Source organism: Denitratisoma sp. DHT3 (assembly GCF_007833355.1).
GTDB lineage: Bacteria > Pseudomonadota > Gammaproteobacteria > Burkholderiales > Rhodocyclaceae > Denitratisoma.
In genome coordinates this window covers 3,520,872-3,539,416 of record NZ_CP020914.1, presented here as the reverse complement: position 1 = coordinate 3,539,416, position 18,545 = coordinate 3,520,872, and the positions used below count along the sequence as shown (strand labels likewise).

General features: G+C 65.1%; 13 protein-coding genes and 1 pseudogene. 5 read left to right on the top strand and 9 right to left on the bottom strand.

The genetic code is table 11. The features are described from left to right. Nucleotides 1-73: 73 nt before the first annotated feature. The 5 genes from B9N43_RS16390 to cysQ form a co-directional block, all read right to left on the bottom strand. The gene (locus B9N43_RS16390; protein WP_145843276.1) at nucleotides 74-2,692 is read right to left on the bottom strand and encodes a molybdopterin-dependent oxidoreductase; all 2,619 of its coding nucleotides are present in this window, start codon (nucleotides 2,690-2,692) and stop codon (nucleotides 74-76) included. Nucleotides 2,693-2,716: 24 nt separating this feature from the next. Beyond that, nucleotides 2,717-3,049: a hypothetical protein gene (locus B9N43_RS16385; RefSeq protein ID WP_145843275.1), complete on the bottom strand. Its 333-nt coding sequence runs from the start codon at nucleotides 3,047-3,049 to the stop codon at nucleotides 2,717-2,719. 7 nt (nucleotides 3,050-3,056) lie between these two features. After that, nucleotides 3,057-3,962 carry a dimethyl sulfoxide reductase anchor subunit gene (locus B9N43_RS16380; protein WP_145843274.1) on the bottom strand — a complete coding sequence of 302 codons (906 nt, stop codon included), beginning with the start codon at nucleotides 3,960-3,962 and terminating at the stop codon, nucleotides 3,057-3,059. Between the two features lie 43 nt (nucleotides 3,963-4,005). Continuing rightward, nucleotides 4,006-4,662, bottom strand: a complete 657-nt coding sequence (locus tag B9N43_RS16375) for a 4Fe-4S dicluster domain-containing protein (RefSeq protein ID WP_145843273.1) — start codon at nucleotides 4,660-4,662, stop codon at nucleotides 4,006-4,008. Nucleotides 4,663-4,967: 305 nt separating this feature from the next. Then, complete coding sequence (gene cysQ / locus B9N43_RS16370; RefSeq protein ID WP_145843272.1) at nucleotides 4,968-5,744, bottom strand: 3'(2'),5'-bisphosphate nucleotidase CysQ; 777 nt, start codon at nucleotides 5,742-5,744, stop codon at nucleotides 4,968-4,970. 124 nt (nucleotides 5,745-5,868) lie between these two features. On the opposite strand from cysQ, the pseudogene B9N43_RS17650 reads away from it, so the two are divergent. The 3 genes and pseudogenes from B9N43_RS17650 to cysN form a co-directional block, all read left to right on the top strand. Continuing rightward, nucleotides 5,869-6,669, top strand: a pseudogene (locus B9N43_RS17650) (IS630 family transposase); the annotation flags it as partial. Nucleotides 6,670-6,885: 216 nt separating this feature from the next. Next, nucleotides 6,886-7,785, top strand: a complete 900-nt coding sequence (gene cysD / locus B9N43_RS17645; protein ID WP_261379450.1) for a sulfate adenylyltransferase subunit CysD — start codon at nucleotides 6,886-6,888, stop codon at nucleotides 7,783-7,785. Then, on the top strand, nucleotides 7,785-9,701 hold the full coding sequence (gene cysN, locus B9N43_RS16360; protein WP_145843270.1) for a sulfate adenylyltransferase subunit CysN: 1,917 nt from the start codon (nucleotides 7,785-7,787) through the stop codon (nucleotides 9,699-9,701). Before cysD ends, cysN begins: the two co-directional genes overlap by 1 nt. 401 nt (nucleotides 9,702-10,102) lie before the next feature. Here the strand turns inward: cysN and B9N43_RS16350 are convergent, their stop codons facing one another. The 3 genes from B9N43_RS16350 to B9N43_RS16340 form a co-directional block, all read right to left on the bottom strand. Continuing rightward, entirely contained in the window at nucleotides 10,103-11,986 is a 1,884-nt protein-coding gene (locus B9N43_RS16350) for a diguanylate cyclase domain-containing protein (protein ID WP_145843267.1), read from the bottom strand. Between the two features lie 392 nt (nucleotides 11,987-12,378). Next, on the bottom strand, nucleotides 12,379-13,407 hold the full coding sequence (locus tag B9N43_RS16345; protein WP_145843266.1) for a FecR family protein: 1,029 nt from the start codon (nucleotides 13,405-13,407) through the stop codon (nucleotides 12,379-12,381). After that, a complete protein-coding gene (locus tag B9N43_RS16340; protein WP_186453878.1) occupies nucleotides 13,400-14,017 on the bottom strand; it encodes an RNA polymerase sigma factor in 618 nt (205 codons plus the stop codon). The genes B9N43_RS16345 and B9N43_RS16340 overlap by 8 nt, the downstream gene beginning before the upstream one ends. 224 nt (nucleotides 14,018-14,241) lie before the next feature. Here B9N43_RS16340 and B9N43_RS16335 point away from each other — a divergent pair, with 224 nt between their 5' ends. Continuing rightward, on the top strand, nucleotides 14,242-16,602 hold the full coding sequence (locus tag B9N43_RS16335; protein ID WP_145843264.1) for a TonB-dependent receptor domain-containing protein: 2,361 nt from the start codon (nucleotides 14,242-14,244) through the stop codon (nucleotides 16,600-16,602). Here B9N43_RS16335 and B9N43_RS16330 read toward each other — a convergent pair. Then, a complete protein-coding gene (locus tag B9N43_RS16330) occupies nucleotides 16,586-17,521 on the bottom strand; it encodes a LysR family transcriptional regulator (RefSeq protein WP_186453877.1) in 936 nt (311 codons plus the stop codon). The genes B9N43_RS16335 and B9N43_RS16330 overlap by 17 nt on opposite strands. 131 nt (nucleotides 17,522-17,652) lie before the next feature. On the opposite strand from B9N43_RS16330, the gene B9N43_RS16325 reads away from it, so the two are divergent. Beyond that, on the top strand, nucleotides 17,653-18,417 hold the full coding sequence (locus B9N43_RS16325; RefSeq protein ID WP_145843262.1) for an enoyl-CoA hydratase-related protein: 765 nt from the start codon (nucleotides 17,653-17,655) through the stop codon (nucleotides 18,415-18,417). The last annotated feature ends 128 nt before the right edge of the window (nucleotides 18,418-18,545 follow it).

Here is an 18,545-nt window from a genome sequence, read left to right as displayed (position 1 = left end):
ATCAGCGGCGGCGCCGAAGCGGCCCACCGGTCAGTTCGTTACTTGGCCCGCCAACGTCAGCAGCACAAGCGATTCAGGCAGATGCTGAATAAATCTTGACCCGGGCCGCGCATTCCGCCTGGAGGGTGGACGGCCCCATGTATTTCAGGCCGCGACCCAGCAGGCTGTTGAAGTTGCCCGGCCCGCGCCCCTTGGCCACCGCGGCGTCGGTGGTATGGCCCCAGCAGCCGATGGTGCCCAGCACCTCGGGGTGGATGGTCTCGGTGCATTTCAGGGTGCCCTCGATGCGGCCGTGGGGCGACTCGACGCAGACCCGCTGGCCGTCGGTCAGATTCTTTTTCCGTGCGGTCGCGGAATTGATCAGGATCTTGGCGAAATAGGGGTCGCGCTCCGCCGCCTCCAGCAACCATACGTTGGTGGCCGGCACGGTGCCGGAGCCGACGCCGCCCATGGCGGTGCGCCAGTTGATGGCGTAGAGATCGAACTCGGATGCCTCGCTCTCCAGCACGCTGGAATGCCAGAACGGCAGCGGTGCGTATTCGAAGAACACCCGCGCCGGATCGAGGCCCGGTGCCTTGGCAAAAACATCATGGGCCGCCATGTTGCGGCGAAGGTCGTCGCCCACCTGCTTGAACCAGTAGGAATACAACGGGATGCGGTGACCGCCGAAGGTATCGGGCACATAGCGCTTGTAAGCCGGCTTGGTACGCAGGTTGTGGCCCTGCTGCCAGATCAGGGCCTCATCCTTGGGGGCCGCATTGCGCACATAGGTCTCGACGTATTCACGGGCGCTGCGGTAGGTGTGGGTAATGTCGTTGACCGTGGCCTGGCTCACCGCCTCGGTGGCGCCCCCGGTCATCTGCATCATGTTGAGGAAGGAACTGAAGCCCAGCGGCCCCGTCATCGTGCCGAGGCGGTTGGCGAGTTCGATGTAGATGTCGGCGCTGTGGCGGATGCCGTGAAGCGGCTGCACCACCGGTTGCTGGATCTGCACGCCTTCGTCCTCCACCGACCACATGCCCTCCCAGCCATAGCGCTCCAGGTAGGTGACGTCGGGCAGCACCAGGTCGGCGAAGAGCGCCGTCTCATCGACGTAGAGGGTGATGTCGACCACGTAGGGAATCGCCTTCAAACCGGCGATGGCGGAACTCGGATTCTGGCCGGTGAGGACGGGATTGCCACCCTCGTTGATCAGCATCTCGATCGGGGTATTGCCGAACTGCTCGGGATGGGCCTGGGTTTCGTAGCACAGGAGGCCCGCGTCGAAGGCCACCGGAAAGTATTCCGGAATGCTCGACATCTTCGGCGGGAAGCTGAAGGCATGGGGCTGGAACGGCGTGAAGATCAGTCCGTCCGGCCCCGGCAGGGTGGTGGCGGGGGCTTCCGGCATCATGGTGCCGATCCAGGCGCGGGCGCCGCCCACGGCGCGCGTGGAGCCGATCAGCACGTTGATCAGCTCCATCGCCCAGGAGGTGTGCAGGGCGTTGGTGTGGGTGCTCAGGCCCCGGTAGCCGGACACCGAGGCCGGACGGTAGGGATAGGTCTTGCCGTCGATCTCGATGGTCTCGCCGATGCGGGCGGCCTGGCCCAGTTCGTTGGCGAGGCGGCGGATGGTGGCGGCCGCCACGCTGGTGATGGGTTCGGCCCACTCGGGCGTGTACTGCGCCATGTGGTCATGGAGCAACTGGAAGCCGGGCCGGCCTTCTCCCACTGGCGTCTGGAAACGCCCACGCAGCGCCACCTGGTCCACATGGTCGCCATCGTCGCCATCGCCACCATTGACGGCGGGATCGTCGTACTCGCGGGCCAGGCCGGACGCCAGATCCCACACCAGCGGCTTGCCGCTGTCGGCATGGCGCAGCGGATAGCCGTCAGTGCCGATCAGATAGCCGGCATTGGTGTACACCCGCAGGTAGTGGGCGTCGTAGATCTGCGCCTCGTGCAGCAGCACGTGGATCATCGCCAGCAGCATGGCGCCGTCGGTGGCCGGACGGATCGGCACCCATTCGCTGGCCATGGCGGCGGCGCGGCTCTGCTGCGGGTCCACCACCACCATCTTGAACTTCTCGCGGGCCTTGGCGTCGCCCATGATGCGGCCGTAGGCGACCGCGCCCTGGTAGGCCTCGCCGATGGCGGCGCCGACGATCATCGCGTATTCGGCATATTCCAGGTCGGGGTGGGTGTTCATCGAGTTGTGGATCATCTCCCCGGCCGTGTGCGCGCCGTTGCCGCACATGTGGCCCATGGCGCTGAACAGGTTCTTGCAGGTATTGCTGGTGCCGAAGGAAAGGCCGAAGGCGTTGCCCCAGTGCCAGGAATGGGTGTTGAAGCCGCCCATCGCCAGGAGGTTGGGGTCCTGCTCGCGGATCGCGCGCAGCTTCCGCTCCAGGATGTCCACCGCCTCGTCCCAGGTGATCTCCTCCCAGCCGGGATCGACGTCCAGGCCCTTCTCCGGATTGGTCCGGCGCAGCGGCACCTTCAGCCGCTTCGGGTCGTAGAGCCGCATCGCGCCGGCATTGCCCTTGGGGCAGAGCCGGCCGCGGGTGGCCGGCGTGGTCGGGTTGCCCTCGATCTTGACCAGCACGCCGTCCTTGACGTGGGCCAGGATCGGACAGCCGTGGTAGCACATGCTGCAGTGGGAAGGCACCCACTGTTCTGCGGAAGCGCGGGGCGAAGAGTCGGCGTGGGACATGGAAATAGCCTCAATGAGTTTGAGTTAGCCACTGGCGATGGCCTTCACCAGGATCAGCAGCACACGGATCCGGCCTTCCGCGTCGATGTGGGCGTCAAGGACCTCGTCCGCGTCGTTGATCGCCTTGTCGTTGGCGAAGAGATGCACGTTCTTCAGCTTGCAGCCGGCCTCGCGGGCGGGCCCCAGCGCCGGCGCCAGGATGGCGCCGAAGCGCTCCAGCAGGGCGACATAGATGCGCCGCCCGGTCAATCGTCCGGGCGCCAGGGTCAGCGCGACCGTCGGGCGGTTGCCGCCACCCAGCCCCAGATCCGGGAAGCCGTGCAGCATGACGCTGGCGTTGATCGAATGTTCGTCCATAGTCGCCTCAGGGGCGGGCGCTACCCCGGGCCATCATGGCCGAGAGGGAAAAGCTCTTGCGGTGGAAGAAGGCCGCCCGCGTGACCAGGGTGTACTTCAAGGCCCAGCCCGTGGCGGCGACGATCAGGCCGGCCGCTGCCGAGAAGCCGTCGAGGGCCGGCGCGCCGAGACCAATCGCCGCGACCAGCAGCGCGGCGGGCAGCCACTGGCCCGAGACCTCGAAATTGCCGGCGAAGGCGTCCAGCACCTCGATCGACTCCCGCGGCACGCCAGGATGCCCCAGGCTGCGCCGATAGCGGCGCCAGGCGACGTGGCGCAGCGCCAGGGCGGCGAGCGCCAGCCCCGCCAGGGCCGGCGCAACGCCCCCCGGCAGCAAGGCGGCGCAGACGAGCGCCAGGCCCGCGCCTTCGGCCAGGCCGGTGGCGACGATCAGCGGGACGATGCGCGGATCGGCCCAGACCGGGATGCCTTTCGCCTTTTCCAGGATGCGGGCCTGGCAATAGAGGAAGATCAGGGCCGAGAGCGTGGCGCCCCAGGCCATCGCGCCGACGGCCGGCGGCAGCAGGGAAAGCGCGCCGCAACCAAACAGGGTGGGCATGGCGAAGCCCTCGCGCGTCATCCAGGAGGTCCGCACATGGCGGAAGATGTTGAAGGCCCGCGTCGGCCGGCCCATCTTGGCCATGATGCAGAGCAGCCCCAGCGCGACGATCGCCAGGCCCAGGGCCGCCTGCGCCCGGTACACCTGGATCGACGGCGCCAGCAGGGTGGCCGCCAGCAGGAGGCCGGCGCCACTGCCGCCGCCGATGAAGTTGCCGACGGCGCGCCAGTCCCACTTGGTTTGCAGGTGGGCGGTGCTCGACCACTGGGTCGCCGTGCCCTTGAGGATTTCCGGTGGCATTGAGGTGTGTGGCATGTTCTGTGTCCCGATACGCTTTATGTGGTCGGAGGGCGGAAAGTCATTCCCGCGGCGGATCGCCCGGCAGATAGAAGATGGACGGCTGGGTGCCCGCCTCGGGCAGCAGCGGGAAGCCCTGGCGCTCGTGGATCAGGCGGCTGATCCTGCTGTCGGGATCGTCCAGATCGCCGAACTCCATGGCGTTGGAAGGACAGGTATTGACGCAGGCCGGCGTCACCTCGCGATCCACGCCCGGCGTCAGGCCGGTCTCCCTGGCCTTGTCCAGGCGGTGCTGGCAGAAGGTGCACTTGACCACCGTGTCACGCTTCGATTCCCAGTCGTGGCCGGCTTCGCCGCCTTTCAGCTCATGCGGCGTCAGGCCCTCGTCGAAATGCCCCGGCTTGTCGCCGACGAAGTGGCGATGCTCGTAGGGGCAGGCGGTCATGCAGTAGCCGCAGCCGATGCAGACGTCGGCATCGACCAGCACCAGGCCGTCGTCGCGCTTGTAGGTGGCCTTGGTCGGGCACACCGGCACGCAGGGCGGCGTCGCGCAATGGTTGCACTGCACCGGCGCGTGGAGGCGGATCGCTTTCGGATATTCCCCCACTTCCTCGAACATCATGCGCCGGAAGTGGATTCCCGAAGGCGTGCTGTGCTCCTGCTTGCAGGCCATCACGCAGCCGTAGCAGCCGGTGCAGCGCGCAAGGTCTATGGTCATGCCCCATCGCATAAATGCCGTCTCCATGTCCACGAACACCGCGGGCATCGGGCGCCCGGGATGTGCAGCCCGAAGGCTGCGAGTGGGGACGATTATGGATAGGGGGCGAGCGCCGTCACAGGTTGAAAACGCTCATTCGGGGGACGAATCTGTTCAGTCCCGCAGCCGATGTCCGCTGGCACGGATGCCGGACCGCGGCCCGGTGCGGGGACCGGGAATGCGCAATCGGGCCGGCGCCGTCACCATCGCGGCGCCGGCCCGATTGACCGGAAACGCCGGGAGGAGCCCCCCCGGCGGGAACGGCGTCAGGCGCCCAGGCCGCCCGCGTAGAAGTGGGGGTTGTCGAAACCCTGCTTGCCGTAGGCCAGCGGCGCGCCGTCCAGGGTCTTGACGATGCCGCCCGCGGCCCGCAGCACCGAGTCGCCGGCGGCGATGTCCCACTCCATGGTGCGCCCCAGGCGCGGGTAGAGATCGGCCTCGCCCGCCGCCACCAGGCACAGCTTGAGGGACGAACCGGCATTGGTCTGGCTCGCCACCTTGCGCCCGGCGAGGAATTTCTCCAGCGCCTCGGCGTCGCCGTGGGAACGGCTGGCCACCACGGTCAGGCCCTCGGCGGGCACTTCGCGGCAGTGGATCGCGCGGCGCTGGCCCTTCTCCTCGACGAACGCGCCCACGCCCTCGGCGCCGGCGAACATCCGCTCCAGCGCCGGCGCCAGGACCACGCCCAGCACCGGCCGGTGGTTGTCGATCAGGGCGATGTTCACCGTGAATTCGCCGTTGCGGTTGATGAATTCCTTGGTGCCGTCCAGCGGGTCCACCAGCCAGAAGCGGCCGGCGACGGCGGGGATGCGGCCGGCGGAGGCCTCCTCCTCGGACACCACGGGGATGTCCGGTGTCAGCCTGGCCAGTTCCGGCAGGATCACCGCCTCGGCTTTTTCGTCGGCCTCGGTCACCGGCGAGGCATCCGACTTGCCGCGCACGGCGAAGTCGGTGGCGTAGATGTCCATGATGGCCCGGCCCGCGGCCCGGGCCACGGGAAGCAGGCGCTCCAGCAGTTCAGCGCGGTTGATCGCGGTACTCATATGTGTTCCTCCTGACTCCAATCCGGTTTATAGATTTTGCTTGACTGCATTGCGAAAACGATTGTACAGTGCATTTTAATTTATTGCATTAAGCATTTAATTGTTTAACATTTAGACAAATCTCATGACCACCAAGGACGGCCGCAACATCCCCCTGGAAGTGCTCAACGAGCGGCGCCGTCTCGCGGTCAAGTTGCGCCTGACGGGCATGAAGGTCGCCGACGTGGCGGCCCAGACCGAACTCAGCGCGCCGACGGTGATCGCCGCCCACAAGGCTTACAAGGAAGGGGGCTGGGACGCCGTCGCCGCCAAGCCCCGCGGCCGCAACACCGGGGAACAGCGCAGCCTGGACGCGGCGCAGGAAACCCAGATCCGCCAACTGATCTGCGGCCAGTCGCCCGAGCGGTTGCAACTGCCCAGCGCCCTGTGGCACAGCGAGGCGGTGGCCGAACTGATCCGCCAGCGCTGCGACATCACTCTGGCGCCACGCACCGTGGCCCTCTATCTCAAGCGCTGGGGTTTCAGCCAGACCCGTCCGCTGGACCTCGCCGAGGACCAATTGCCCGCCGAAGCCCGGCGCTGGCTGAAGAACCAGTATCCGCTGCTGGCCGAGCGCGCCCGCAGCGAAGGCGCCGAGATCCAATGGCTGCTGGAGTCCGCCCTGCCCGGCGCCGCCGCCAATCCCACGGACGGCAGCGGCAAGCGCCCGCAGCGCCAGGGCATCCTGGGCGCCATCTCCAATCGCGGCAAGCTGCGCTGGCAGGTCTATACGGGAAGCCTCAAGGCCGACATCCTGAGCGACTTTCTCGAACGCCTGAGCCGGGACGTCGGGCGCCGCCTGATGCTGATCGGCGACGGCATCGACCTGGAGCGCACCGCGACCGTGAAGTCCTGGCTCGCCGACCACGCCGATCGCATCGAGGCCTTCGCCATGCCCGGCAGCGGTCAGGGCAGCGCGCCGGCGACGACACCGGCCGCCGCACCCGCACCGGCCCCCACAGCCCCCGCCACCAAGCGCAGAATCACTTCCAGACCGGCCGCCAAGCCGGCTTCCACAGCCACCCAAGAAATAAAACATTCAATTTCTCAATACACCAAAAGATCGGCCAATAGCGGCCATCCGAAAGGAGCGAGCAAAGAAATGTCCCTTACCCATTTGCAACGCCTCGAGGCGGAGAGCATCCACATCATCCGGGAGGTCGTGGCGGAAGCCGACAATCCGGTGATGCTCTATTCCATCGGCAAGGACAGCGCGGTCATGCTGCATCTGGCCGTCAAGGCCTTCTATCCCGCCGTCCCGCCCTTCCCCCTGCTGCACGTGGACACCCGCTGGAAGTTCAAGGAGATGTACACCTTCCGCGACCGCATGGCCAAGGAACTGGGCATGGACCTGCTGGTGCACATCAATCCGGAAGGGGTGGAGATGGACATCAACCCCTTCACCCACGGCTCGGCGATCCACACCGACGTGATGAAGACCCAGGGCCTGAAGCAGGCGCTGGACCAGTACGGTTTCGACGCGGCCTTCGGCGGCGCGCGGCGCGACGAGGAGAAATCCCGCGCCAAGGAGCGCATCTTCTCCTTCCGCTCCGCCCAGCACCGCTGGGACCCGAAGAACCAGCGCCCCGAGCTGTGGAGGCTCTACAACGCCCGCAAGCACAAGGGCGAGAGCATCCGGGTGTTCCCGCTCTCCAACTGGACCGAGCTGGACATCTGGCAATACATCTACCTGGAGAACATTCCCATCGTCCCGCTCTACTATGCCGCCGAACGGCCGGTGGTGGAGCGCGACGGCACCCTGATCATGGTGGACGACGAGCGCATGCCGCTGCGCCCCGGCGAAGTGCCGATGATGCGCAGCGTGCGCTTCCGCACCCTGGGCTGCTACCCGCTGACCGGCGCGGTGGAATCAACCGCCGACACCCTGCCGGCCATCATCCAGGAGATGCTGCTGACCACCACGTCCGAACGCCAGGGCCGGGTCATCGACCATGACTCCGCCGGCTCCATGGAAAAGAAGAAACAGGAGGGCTACTTCTAATGTCTCAAGTCGTCGAAAAAGATCGCGAGCTGATCGCCAGCGACATCGAGCAATACCTCAAGTCGCACCAGTACAAGAGCCTCTTGCGCTTCATCACCTGCGGCAGCGTGGATGACGGCAAGAGCACGGTGATCGGCCGCCTGCTCTACGAATCCAAGATGCTGTTCGAAGACCAGCTGGCGGCGCTCGAAGCCGACTCCAAGAAGGTCGGCACCCAGGGCGGCGACCTGGACTTCGCCCTGCTGGTCGATGGCCTGTCCGCCGAGCGCGAACAGGGCATCACCATCGACGTGGCCTACCGCTTCTTCTCCACCGACAAACGCAAGTTCATCGTCGCGGACACGCCGGGCCACGAGCAGTACACCCGCAACATGGTGACCGGCGCCTCCACCGCCGACGTGGCGGTGATCCTGATCGACGCGCGCAAGGGCGTGCTGACGCAGACCCGGCGCCACAGCTATCTGGTGTCCCTGATCGGCATCCGCCACATCGTGCTGGCCATCAACAAGATGGACCTGATGGACTACTCGGAAAAGACCTTCCGCGCCATCGAGGAGGAATACCGCGAGTTCGCCAAGCAGATCGGCCTCGCCGACATCACCGCCATTCCGCTGTCGGCGCTGAAGGGCGACAACATGCTGGAGCCCAGCGAGAACACCCCCTGGTACCACGGCCCCACGCTGATGGGTTACCTGGAAACCGTGCAGGTCGACCAGGACCGCCTGCAGGGTCTGCCCTTCCGCCTGCCGGTGCAGTGGGTCAACCGCCCCAACCTGGATTTCCGCGGCTTCGCCGGCACCATCGCCAGCGGCACCGTCAAGCCGGGCGACCGCGTCCGCGTCCAGCCCTCGGGCAAGGAAAGCAAGGTGGCGCGCATCGTCGTCCGCGGCGGCGATCTGGACAAGGCCGTCGCCGGCCAGTCCATCACCCTGACGATGGAGGACGAGATCGACATCAGCCGCGGCGACGTGATCTCCACCATCGACGCGCCGGCCGAAGTGGCGGACCAGTTCGAGACCACCCTGGTCTGGATGCACGACGAGCCGATGATGCCGGGCCGTTCCTACCTGATGAAGATCGGCACCAAGACCGCCACGGCCACGGTGACCGAGATCAAGCACAAGGTGAACGTGAATACCCTCGAGCACCTGGCGGCGAAGAAGCTGGAACTGAACGAGATCGGCATCTGCAATCTCTCCCTCGACCGGCCCATCGCCTTCGACGCCTACAAGGACAACCCGGACACCGGCGGCTACATCATCATCGACCGCCTCACCAACAACACCGTGGGCGCCGGCCAGTTGCACTTCGCCCTGCGCCGCTCGCAGAACATCCACATGCAGCACGTGGATGTGGACAAGGAAGCCCGCTCGGTGGCCAAGGGCCAGAAGGCGGCGGTACTGTGGCTGACCGGGCTGTCCGGCGCCGGCAAGTCGACCATCGCCAACCTGGTGGAGAAGAAGCTGCACGCCAGCGGCCGCCACACCTATCTGCTCGACGGCGACAACGTGCGCCACGGTCTCAACAAGGACCTGGGCTTCACCGACGCCGACCGTGTGGAGAACATCCGCCGCGTCGCCGAGGTCGCCAAGCTGATGGTGGATGCGGGTCTGATCACCCTGGTCTCGTTCATCTCGCCCTTCCGCTCGGAACGGCGCATGGCGCGGAACCTGGTGACGGACGGCGAATTCATCGAGATCTACATCGACACCCCGCTGTCGATCGCGGAGGAACGCGACCCGAAGGGCCTGTACAAGAAGGCCCGGCGCGGCGAACTGAAGAACTTCACGGGCATCGATTCGCCCTACGAAGCGCCGGAGAGCCCCGAGATCCGGATCGACACCACCGCGCTCTCGCCGGAGCAGTCGGCCGACCGCATCATCGCGGCCCTGCAGCGCCTGGGAATCACCGGCTGATCTCCCGCCCGCCCTGCCCCGGTATCCGGCACGCCCGGATGCCGGCCGAACCCCGCCTCGTGGTCGGTTCACTCGGCGGGGTTTTTCATGCGCGCCGCCCGCAACCGCACATCAGATCGGAATTTTGCAGTGAGCGTCCCTGAACGGCCCTCCCGCCCGCACCCAGCCTTCCCCGGGAGAGGTTTGAGCGCAGATGACGTCTCCGTTCACTTTGCTTCCCCATAGATACCAAGGCGCAGGCCCCGCCAAGGCGCTCAAGGAAATCATTGTCGCCGCGCAGCCCAGAGCGATTCTCGTCTTCATGGCTTCCTTCTTTGCAAGTCTTGCAAATCGCGCCGGCCGGCCGGCGAAGCATCCATCGGAAGCGGTAGGCATGGCGATCTCCGAAAATCCAGGACGACTCATTGCCTCATTTCCTCGTGGATCGTCATCTCATGAAAACGGATCTGACCTCCCCCCGCCCTCTTGGCTCTATACATGGATCGATCGGCCTTGTCGATCAATTCCCTGTAGCTGTCGCCATCGCGTGGATATAGGCTGATACCGATACTGGCGTTGAGACTGTATTGCGTATCGGCGAAGGTGATTGGAGCGCTGAATATCCTCAATATCTTCTGGCCAATGGCAAGCGCAATGCATTGATCGACGATATCCGGTACGAGCGCGACAAATTCGTCTCCTCCATAACGAGCAATGGTGTCAGCGGTACGGAACACGCTTCTCAACCGGTCGGCGACCTCCTGCAGCACTCGGTCGCCGACTTCATGGCCATGCTCGTCATTGATCGGCTTGAATCGATCAAGATCGATGAAAATGCAGGCAAAGGCGCTTTGGGTGCGGCCTGCCCGGGCGATTTCATGAAGCACCCGATCCTTGAGCAACGCTCGATTGGGGAGTCCAGTCAGTGCGTCATGCAAGGCGCTTTGGAGAATGCTTTCTATCTCCCGATGCCGGTCCGCAATATCGCAGATGATTCCGACATAATGGGCATTCCTGGGCGTGCCTGGCGGGAGGCGGCGTATATCAAGCCAAGCCAGGTAAATCTGCCCATTCTTGTGGCGATTCCAGATCTCCCCGCTCCAGCATCCCGCTTCGTCCAATTCGGCATGCAGTGCTTGGTAAAACTCCCGTCGCTGGTGGGATGACTGCAGGATGCTCGGTGTTTTGCCGACGGCTTCCGATGCCGAGTATCCGGTGAGCACGGCGAATGCGGGGTTCACCTGAAGTATCAGATGATTTCGATCCGTGACGATCAGACCATAACGCAAGCCGTCAATCACGTGGGCATCGAGGTCAAGCCGCGGATCGGCCGCTGGCTGCTGGCTCGATGGGATGAGCCCCGTCGCACCGACATTACAATGCAGAATGTTGACCAGCTTGACCCGATTCGCCACCTTGCATTTTCGGAAAATGCGGCCCAGATGGGTACGCACCGTCCAATAGCTGATGCCCAGATGGCGAGCGATGCCTTTATCCGAATAACCCGCTTCCACCAGGCTGCATATCAATTGTTCCTTGTTCGAAAGCCCATAGATCGAAATGTCTTTTGGAAAGGATTCCGTTCCAAAGGATCGGGCGGGAGGAGGATCTTTCTGCAATAACCTGAGTATGTAAGAACGGAGTTCGGCTTCGACGACCGGTTTCACGATATACGTGTTGGCGCCCGAACGAATGGCCTCCACCCTTCGGGCGTTGTCGGCAAATCCTGAAATAGCGATGATCGGAGACGTCGCGGATTTCCCGTTCGATTTCCGGAGAAGCCGGATGAACCTGTTTCCCGACTCTCCATGTTTCAGCACGAGATCAGTGACAATCAGGTCATAGTGGAAACGGCTTGCCGCGGAAAACGCGGCCACTTCCGAATTGAAAAGTTCGACCCTCGGGCCAAGCGCCTCGATCATGGACTTCAAATACTGACCGACTGCACGGTCATCTTCCAATATCAGAATGCGATACCCATCCAGGTCTTCGGTTTCCAACCTTGCGAAGGTCACGAGGTAAGCCTGGAATGTCGCCAGATTTCCGTCCTGAAAAACTTCCGTCGCACCAACGCTGAGCGCGCTCGACGCAGTTTCTTCATCAACTGGGGACGCTATCAGCACGATGGGGATCGACTGTACGCTCGGAATGGATCGCAACCGCTGAAGGGCGGTCTCGAAGCTGCTGGAAGGTAATTTCGGCGCTATGGCGATGAGATCCGGAGCGCGCCGGTGCAGCAAGTCCTCGGCCTCCGGCAAGTCGCTGCAAATCTCGACCTCCCAACCTTCCCTTTGCGCGAGGAGCATCAACGTTTGACGCCGAACATCAGAGGGGTCGATGCAGCAGAGTCGGAGTCGGTCTATATGCAATTTGATTTAAAACATTTGCTTAACGTTCAGGATTCTGGGAATGCCCTTTTGAAATGGCAAGTCGCTTAGATTAGCGACACGGCGCTCCGTCCCCGCGGACTCGGCCACAGCGATCAAGCCATGCATCAGTCAAATTTGCGCGATCAGGTTGGGCCGTTGGCCAAGCGAGTCTCTATGCGATCTCCAAGGGCAATCGCATGAACGACCGCAAAGCGGCCTCTCTCCCCTTGGGGAGGTCGGGAGGGGATGAGGCTGGACAAGCGGCCGGCTTTCACGATGCACAACACCCCGCATCATGAAAGTCCGCGCCTGGCGGCGGAAAATCTTGTCTAGCCGGTGCGCGCGGGAGAGGCGGGGCGGGCGGCGCGCAGCAGGATCTTGTTGCCCTGCTCGCTGGCCTCGATCGCGAATGCGCGCTTCAGGACGAACTTGACGGAGTCGGTATCGCCGATGTGGAAATTGCCGGACAGCCTGATCGATTTCAGCGTTGCGTCGTCGATCACGAATTGCTTGAGGGTGTATCGGTTCACGTCCGCGACCACCTGCTCCAGGGTGGCGGCCTCGAAATACACCTGACCCGAACGCCAGGCGGTTGCGCGCTCGGCATCGACCGCCGAGACGGTGATCCGGTGGTTCGCCGCATCCAGCAGCAGTTTCTGCCCCGCGACCAGATTCTGCACCGCGTTGCCTTCCGCCGCCCGATCCGGACGCACGGCGACACGCCCTTCGGCAACCACCACGACCATATCGCCGCCGATCCTGCGCACGCTGAATTTGGTGCCCAGCACGCGGACCTCGCTGTCGCCCGCCGCCACGACGAAAGGACGCCGGGGGTCCTTGGCCACCGAGAAGAAAACCTCGCCGTGACCGAGAATCACCCGCCGCTCGCGCCCCGAAAGGTCCAGCGTCACTTCCGTATCGGTGTTGATGTGGAGCCGCGTGCCATCCCGCAGGGGCACCTGCCGCTGTTCGCCATGCGCCGTGACGAGGGCCGCCGGCGCCGGCGACCAGTGTTCGCGCAGCGGCGGCAGCCAGGCAAGCGCCAGCACGAGGCAGGCGGCGCCGGCGAGCGCCAGGGGCCGCCAGGCGGGGCCGCGGTCCTCCCGGCGTTGCCGCTGCAAGGCGACATACGCGGGCAGCGACCGGACCCGTTCGGGATGGGCGGCGAGCCGCGACGCCAGGTACGCCACCTTGTTGCAGCGCGCATAGTCCTGGGCGTTGGCGGGAGAGGCTTTCAGCCAGGCGTCGAACGCCCGCAACTCGTGCCGGCCCAGATCGCCCGCCTGCATCCGCACCGCCCATTCCTCGGCACTGGCCGGCAGGCGCCTGAAGGGGGCAGCGCGCAGCCAGTCAAACATCGAGGAAATCCCCCAGGCAATCCTTGCAATGTCTCAGGGCGTGCGCCATGTGCCGCTCCACGCTGCGCAGCGAGACACCGAGCCGACGGGCGATTTCGTTGTGATCCATGCCGTTGAAATGGTAGAGGATGAACACCTGCTGGGTCAGCTCGGGGAGCTTCCCGATACTGTCTACGAGCAATGCCAGCCCTTCCCGCCAATAGGCCGACTCGTCGGCGCCGCCGACGGCGGCCGGCAGGTCCGCGTCGTCCAGCGTGTCCAGCTCCAGATGCCGGTCCGCGGCATGGGCCTTGCGCCGGCGGTGCAGGTCGATCACGACCGAATTGGCCGCCGTGTGCAGGTAGGCGTCGGCCTCCGCCCGCAGGGCTCCCTCCCGCTCCCGCTTCCAGAGCTTGAGGAAAACCTCCTGGGCGGCATCCTGGGCGTCTTCCGGATTTTGCAGCTTGCGCCGCAAAATCCGCTGCAGGCGCCGACCGTGAGTCGCCGCCAGCTCCGCGACGATGCCGCCGAATCCGGCCCGGGTCGCGGGTTCGAGCGCGGGTCCAGGCTTCGGGCCGGGGACGGGCGCGGGGCTGGACGCTTGATCTCGATGGCGCTTCACGGAAGACATGGGAGCAGGCATCAGTGGCGACTGGACGGTTGGAAACGGACGCGGCGCGGCCACCGCGAGCATAGAGGGTGCGAGGGTACCCCGGATTTGCCGGACGTGCGCGAATCTATCAGGTTCTATGGCATTCTGTGGACAGTTTCACGCAGTTGCGAATACAACAAGTGCGTATCGCTTTGGATATACGTGATCAATCTCCTCGCCGCCGGCGCCGGTGGCTCCGGTTCATGGTCCTGCCGCTCGCACTGCTGGCGGCGCTGCCGACCCGCGCCGACGATCGGCCGGCGCCGGTCGCCCAGGGCATCGACTTGCCGGCGCAGAGCCTGGCCTCGACCCTGCGCGAAATGGCCGCCCGCTATCGGCTGCAGATCGTGTTCTCGCCCGAGGACGTGCACGGTCTCCACAGTCCCGCCCTGCAAGGCCGCTTCACCGTGCCGGAGGCGATGAGCCGCCTGCTCGCCGGCAGTCCCCTGACCTACGCCTTCGACGGCCGCGACACCGTCGTGCTCAAGAGGAGCCGCCCCCGACAGGTCGAAACGCATCCGCCGGCGGCGGCCGGCGGCGAACTGGAGGAAATCATCGTGACCTCCGAACGGCGCCAGGCATCGCTGCAGAAAACCTCGATCGCCCTGACGGCCTTCCAGGAACACGACCTGGAACGCCACCGGATCGCCAACGTGATGGACCTGGCCGGTATCGTGCCCTCGCTCAGCGTGATCCCGTTCACCGGCAGCAAGGCGGCGCCCATCCTGTTCATTCGCGGCATGGGGGGCACGGACACCCAGACCACCAAGGAAAACGCGGCGGGCATCTACATGGACGGCATTCCCATCGGCCGCGGCACCGGGCTCGCCGCCGACATCGTCGACCTGGAACGGGTCGAGGTGCTGCGCGGACCGCAGGGCACCCTGTACGGCCGCAACACCACGGCGGGAGCGATCAATTTCATCCGCCGCCAGCCGGGGCCGGATTTCACCTTCGAGCAGCGGCTGAGCGCCGGCAACCTGGGGCTGCTCGGCGGCCAGACACGGGTGAATGTGCCGCTCGGCGAACAACTCTTCGCCCGCTTCGCGTACACCCGCTCGGTCCGCGACGGTTGGGTGCGGAATACCAACGACACCCTGGCGAACCAGATCGATTTCAACCGCGAGGACAGGGAGGCCGCACGCCTGGCGCTGCGCCTTCAGGTCGGCGACCGGCTGACGGCGGACTACAGCCTGGACAGTTCGCGCCTGCGCTACGGCAACACCTTCTACCAGATCATCGGCGGTCCCCAGACCTATTCGGGCCGACAGGAACAGACCGCCGCGGTGAAAGGATTGCAGCCTAGCGTGGCCGACATCCACGGCGAGAATCTGACCCTCACCCTGACGCTGGGCGGCGGCGCGGTGCTGAAATCGATCAGCGCCCGACGCACGCTGGACAGCGTGATCGATCAAAACTACATCGATCTCTTCGTCCAGCGCGCGACGCCGCGGCAGAGCCAGCTCTCCCAGGAGTTCCAGCTGGTCGGGGACGCGCTGGAGCAGCGCCTCGCCTACGTTCTCGGACTGTTCTATTTCCGCGAACGCAGCGAGGAATGGGTCGACTCCAGGTTCAGCGACACCCTCGCCGACACCTGGCAGGTGAATTCGATCGCCGCCAGCCGGGCGATCTTCGGCCAGTTCAGCTGGACGCCGCCGATCCTGGAAAACCGCCTGCGCCTGACCGTCGGCGCGCGCCACACCGCGGATTCGCGGGAAGCGCAGAAGCACTTCATCCGCAACGATTTCGGGACGGAGAGCGGCGGCACCGTGACCGGCGCGCGGAAGAGTTTCCGCCAATTCAATCCGGCGATCACGGTCGATTACGCCTTCAACGAAAAGGTCAGCGGCTACCTGAGGCTCACCACCGGTTATCGTGCCGGGGGCTTCAACATCCGCAGCAGTCCGGCCGAATTCGCACGGGGATTCGCGCCGGAATCCGTGCACGCCCACGAAATCGGGCTCAAGTCGGAATTGCTGGAACGGCGGCTGAGGCTGAATCTCGCCGCGTTCTCCAACCACTACAGCGATCTGCAGGTCGACCAGGTGAGAGTGCCGGCATTCTTCACCGACACCGTGAATGCGGCACGGGCGCGGGTCGACGGCATCGAGGCGGAACTGGCGGCCAACCTGACCGACGCATTGAGCCTCAACCTGTTCTACTCGCGGCTGCGCGGCCGCTACCTTTCCTACACGGACGGCGGAACGGACCTGTCCACCATCAAGAAAATGCCCAATACGCCGGCGCACCAGGGACAGATCGGCATCCAGTACAAACCCGGCTGGAGCGGCCTGGGCGAAACGATCCTCGACCTGAGCTACCGCTGGCAGGGAAACTTCTATTCGGGCCCGAACGCCTACACCTTCACCAAGGGTTACGGCACCTGGAACGGCCGCCTGCAACTGGCCAAGCTGCGCCTGCCCCAGGGGCGGATGCGCATCGCCGCCTGGGTCCGGAACCTGACCGACCGCGGCTACATCCTGGCCACCAACAACCTGGGTTTCCTCAGCGCCCAATATGGCGAGCCGCGCACGGCGGGCATGGACCTCACCTACGAGTATTGAGCGAAGAAACCTCGGCGCCGGTCCGGCGCAGGATCTCCCTCAGCCACTGGTGGGCGGGATCGTGCTGGAAGCGCTCGTGCCAGATCATGGCGATCTTGAAGCCGGGCAGGGTCAACGGCGGTTCGTGGATGTCGATGGGCATGATCTTGCGCCACTCCAGGACGCACCGCCGCGGCGCCGCCAGGATCAGGTCGGTGGTGGCGACCAGCATCGGCGCGGAACTGAGATTGGGAATGGAAAGCGCGATACGGCGCGCCCGGCCCAACCGCGCCAGCTCCCGATCGACCGGGTCCGGCCGGTCGCGGCGCAGGACGACGCGCAGATGGGGCAAGGCGAGATAAGCGTCGAGGGTGAGCCGCTCGCCGACGCCGGGGTGCGCCTTGCGAACGGCGCAGCAGAAATCGTCCTCGAACAGGGTCTGCTGATAGATTCCCGACGCTCGGCGCAAGGGGTGGTGCAGGGCCAGTTCGATGCTTCCGGTTTCCAGGGGCGCGTTCGAGGTTTCCGGATCGAAGTGGCTGACCTTGATGTCGATGCCCGGCGCCTGCTCGCAGAGCAGTGCCATCAGCCACGGCAGAACGATCAAGTCGCCGTAATCGTTGGTCGCGATATTGAAGGACTGCTTCGATGTCGCCGGTGAGAAGCCCGGCTCGACCTGCAACGCCTGCTGAAGTTCCAGCAGCGCCTTCCTGAGCGGGCCGGCCAGGGCCTCGGCCTTCGCGGTGCGGATCATCCGCCCCTTGCCCTTGATCAGCAGCGGATCGCCGAATTGCTCGCGCAAGCGCCGCAACGCGTGGCTCATCGCCGACTGGGTGAGGTTCATCCTTTCCGCCGCGAGCCCCACCTCCTCCACGGAGAGGAGCGTATCCAGGGCGACCAGGAGATTCAGATCGAGCTTGCGCAACTGAATTTCGTTCATGTCGATGTGGCTCCAATTCATTAGGCAAACACCGGTGGCCTGCCTAGACTCGGTTCGTCCTCGGAGACCGCCGACAGCGGATCGGCGGTCTCCGTCAGGAAGACGAAAACATATTTTCATGGAGATTTGCAATGAGTGCCGACATCAATCTGACGGTCGCCGATGGCATTGCGCTGGTGACGATCGACAATGCGCCGGTGAACGCGATATCGAGGACGCTGCTGGCGAGGATCGCCGAGGTCTTCGACGCCTTGCACGATTATCCCGGCGCGCGCGTCGCGGTCCTGACCGGCGCCGGCGATCGGGCCTTCTGCGCTGGCGCCGACATCAAGGACGGGACGGGCGGCACCTGGGTGACCCCGGATCATGGCCGCAGCATGCGCACCGCGCTGGAGGCGATCTGCGAATGCGCCATTCCGGTGATCGCCGCCGTCAATGGCCCGGCGCTCGGCGGCGGCCTGGCCCTGGTCGCGTCCTGCGACTATGCGATCGCCTCGGATCGCGCCTGTTTCGGCCTGCCGGAAATCGACCTGGGCGTCCTCGGCGGCGCCCGCCACGCCGCGCGCATCTTCCCGATGAACATGGTGCGGCGCATGCACTACAGCGCACTGCGCGTCGGCGCCGAAGAGGCCCAGCGCTGCGGCGCCGTCCTGCGCGTGGTGCCGCATGCGCGGCTGATGGCGGAAGTCATGGACGAAGCGGCGCTGCTGGCGGCGAAACTGCCGATGGGATTGCGGCTGGCGAAGGAGAACCTGAACATGGTCGAATGGATGGATCTCAAGAACGGCTACCGGTTCGAGCAGACGCGCACCGACATCCTGACCCGCACGGCGGACGCCGCCGAGGCCCGCCAGGCGCGCGCCGAGAAGCGCAAACCGGTATTCACGGGCAATTGAACCTGAAAACCTCAATGCAAACCAGCCAGGAAATCGAGGGTTTTCGCCGTGCCCGCCGCGGCGCAGCGGTTAACTATTAAGATTGAACCCTGTCGGCAAAACCAGGTGGCGGTTCTTCGGTACGGCCG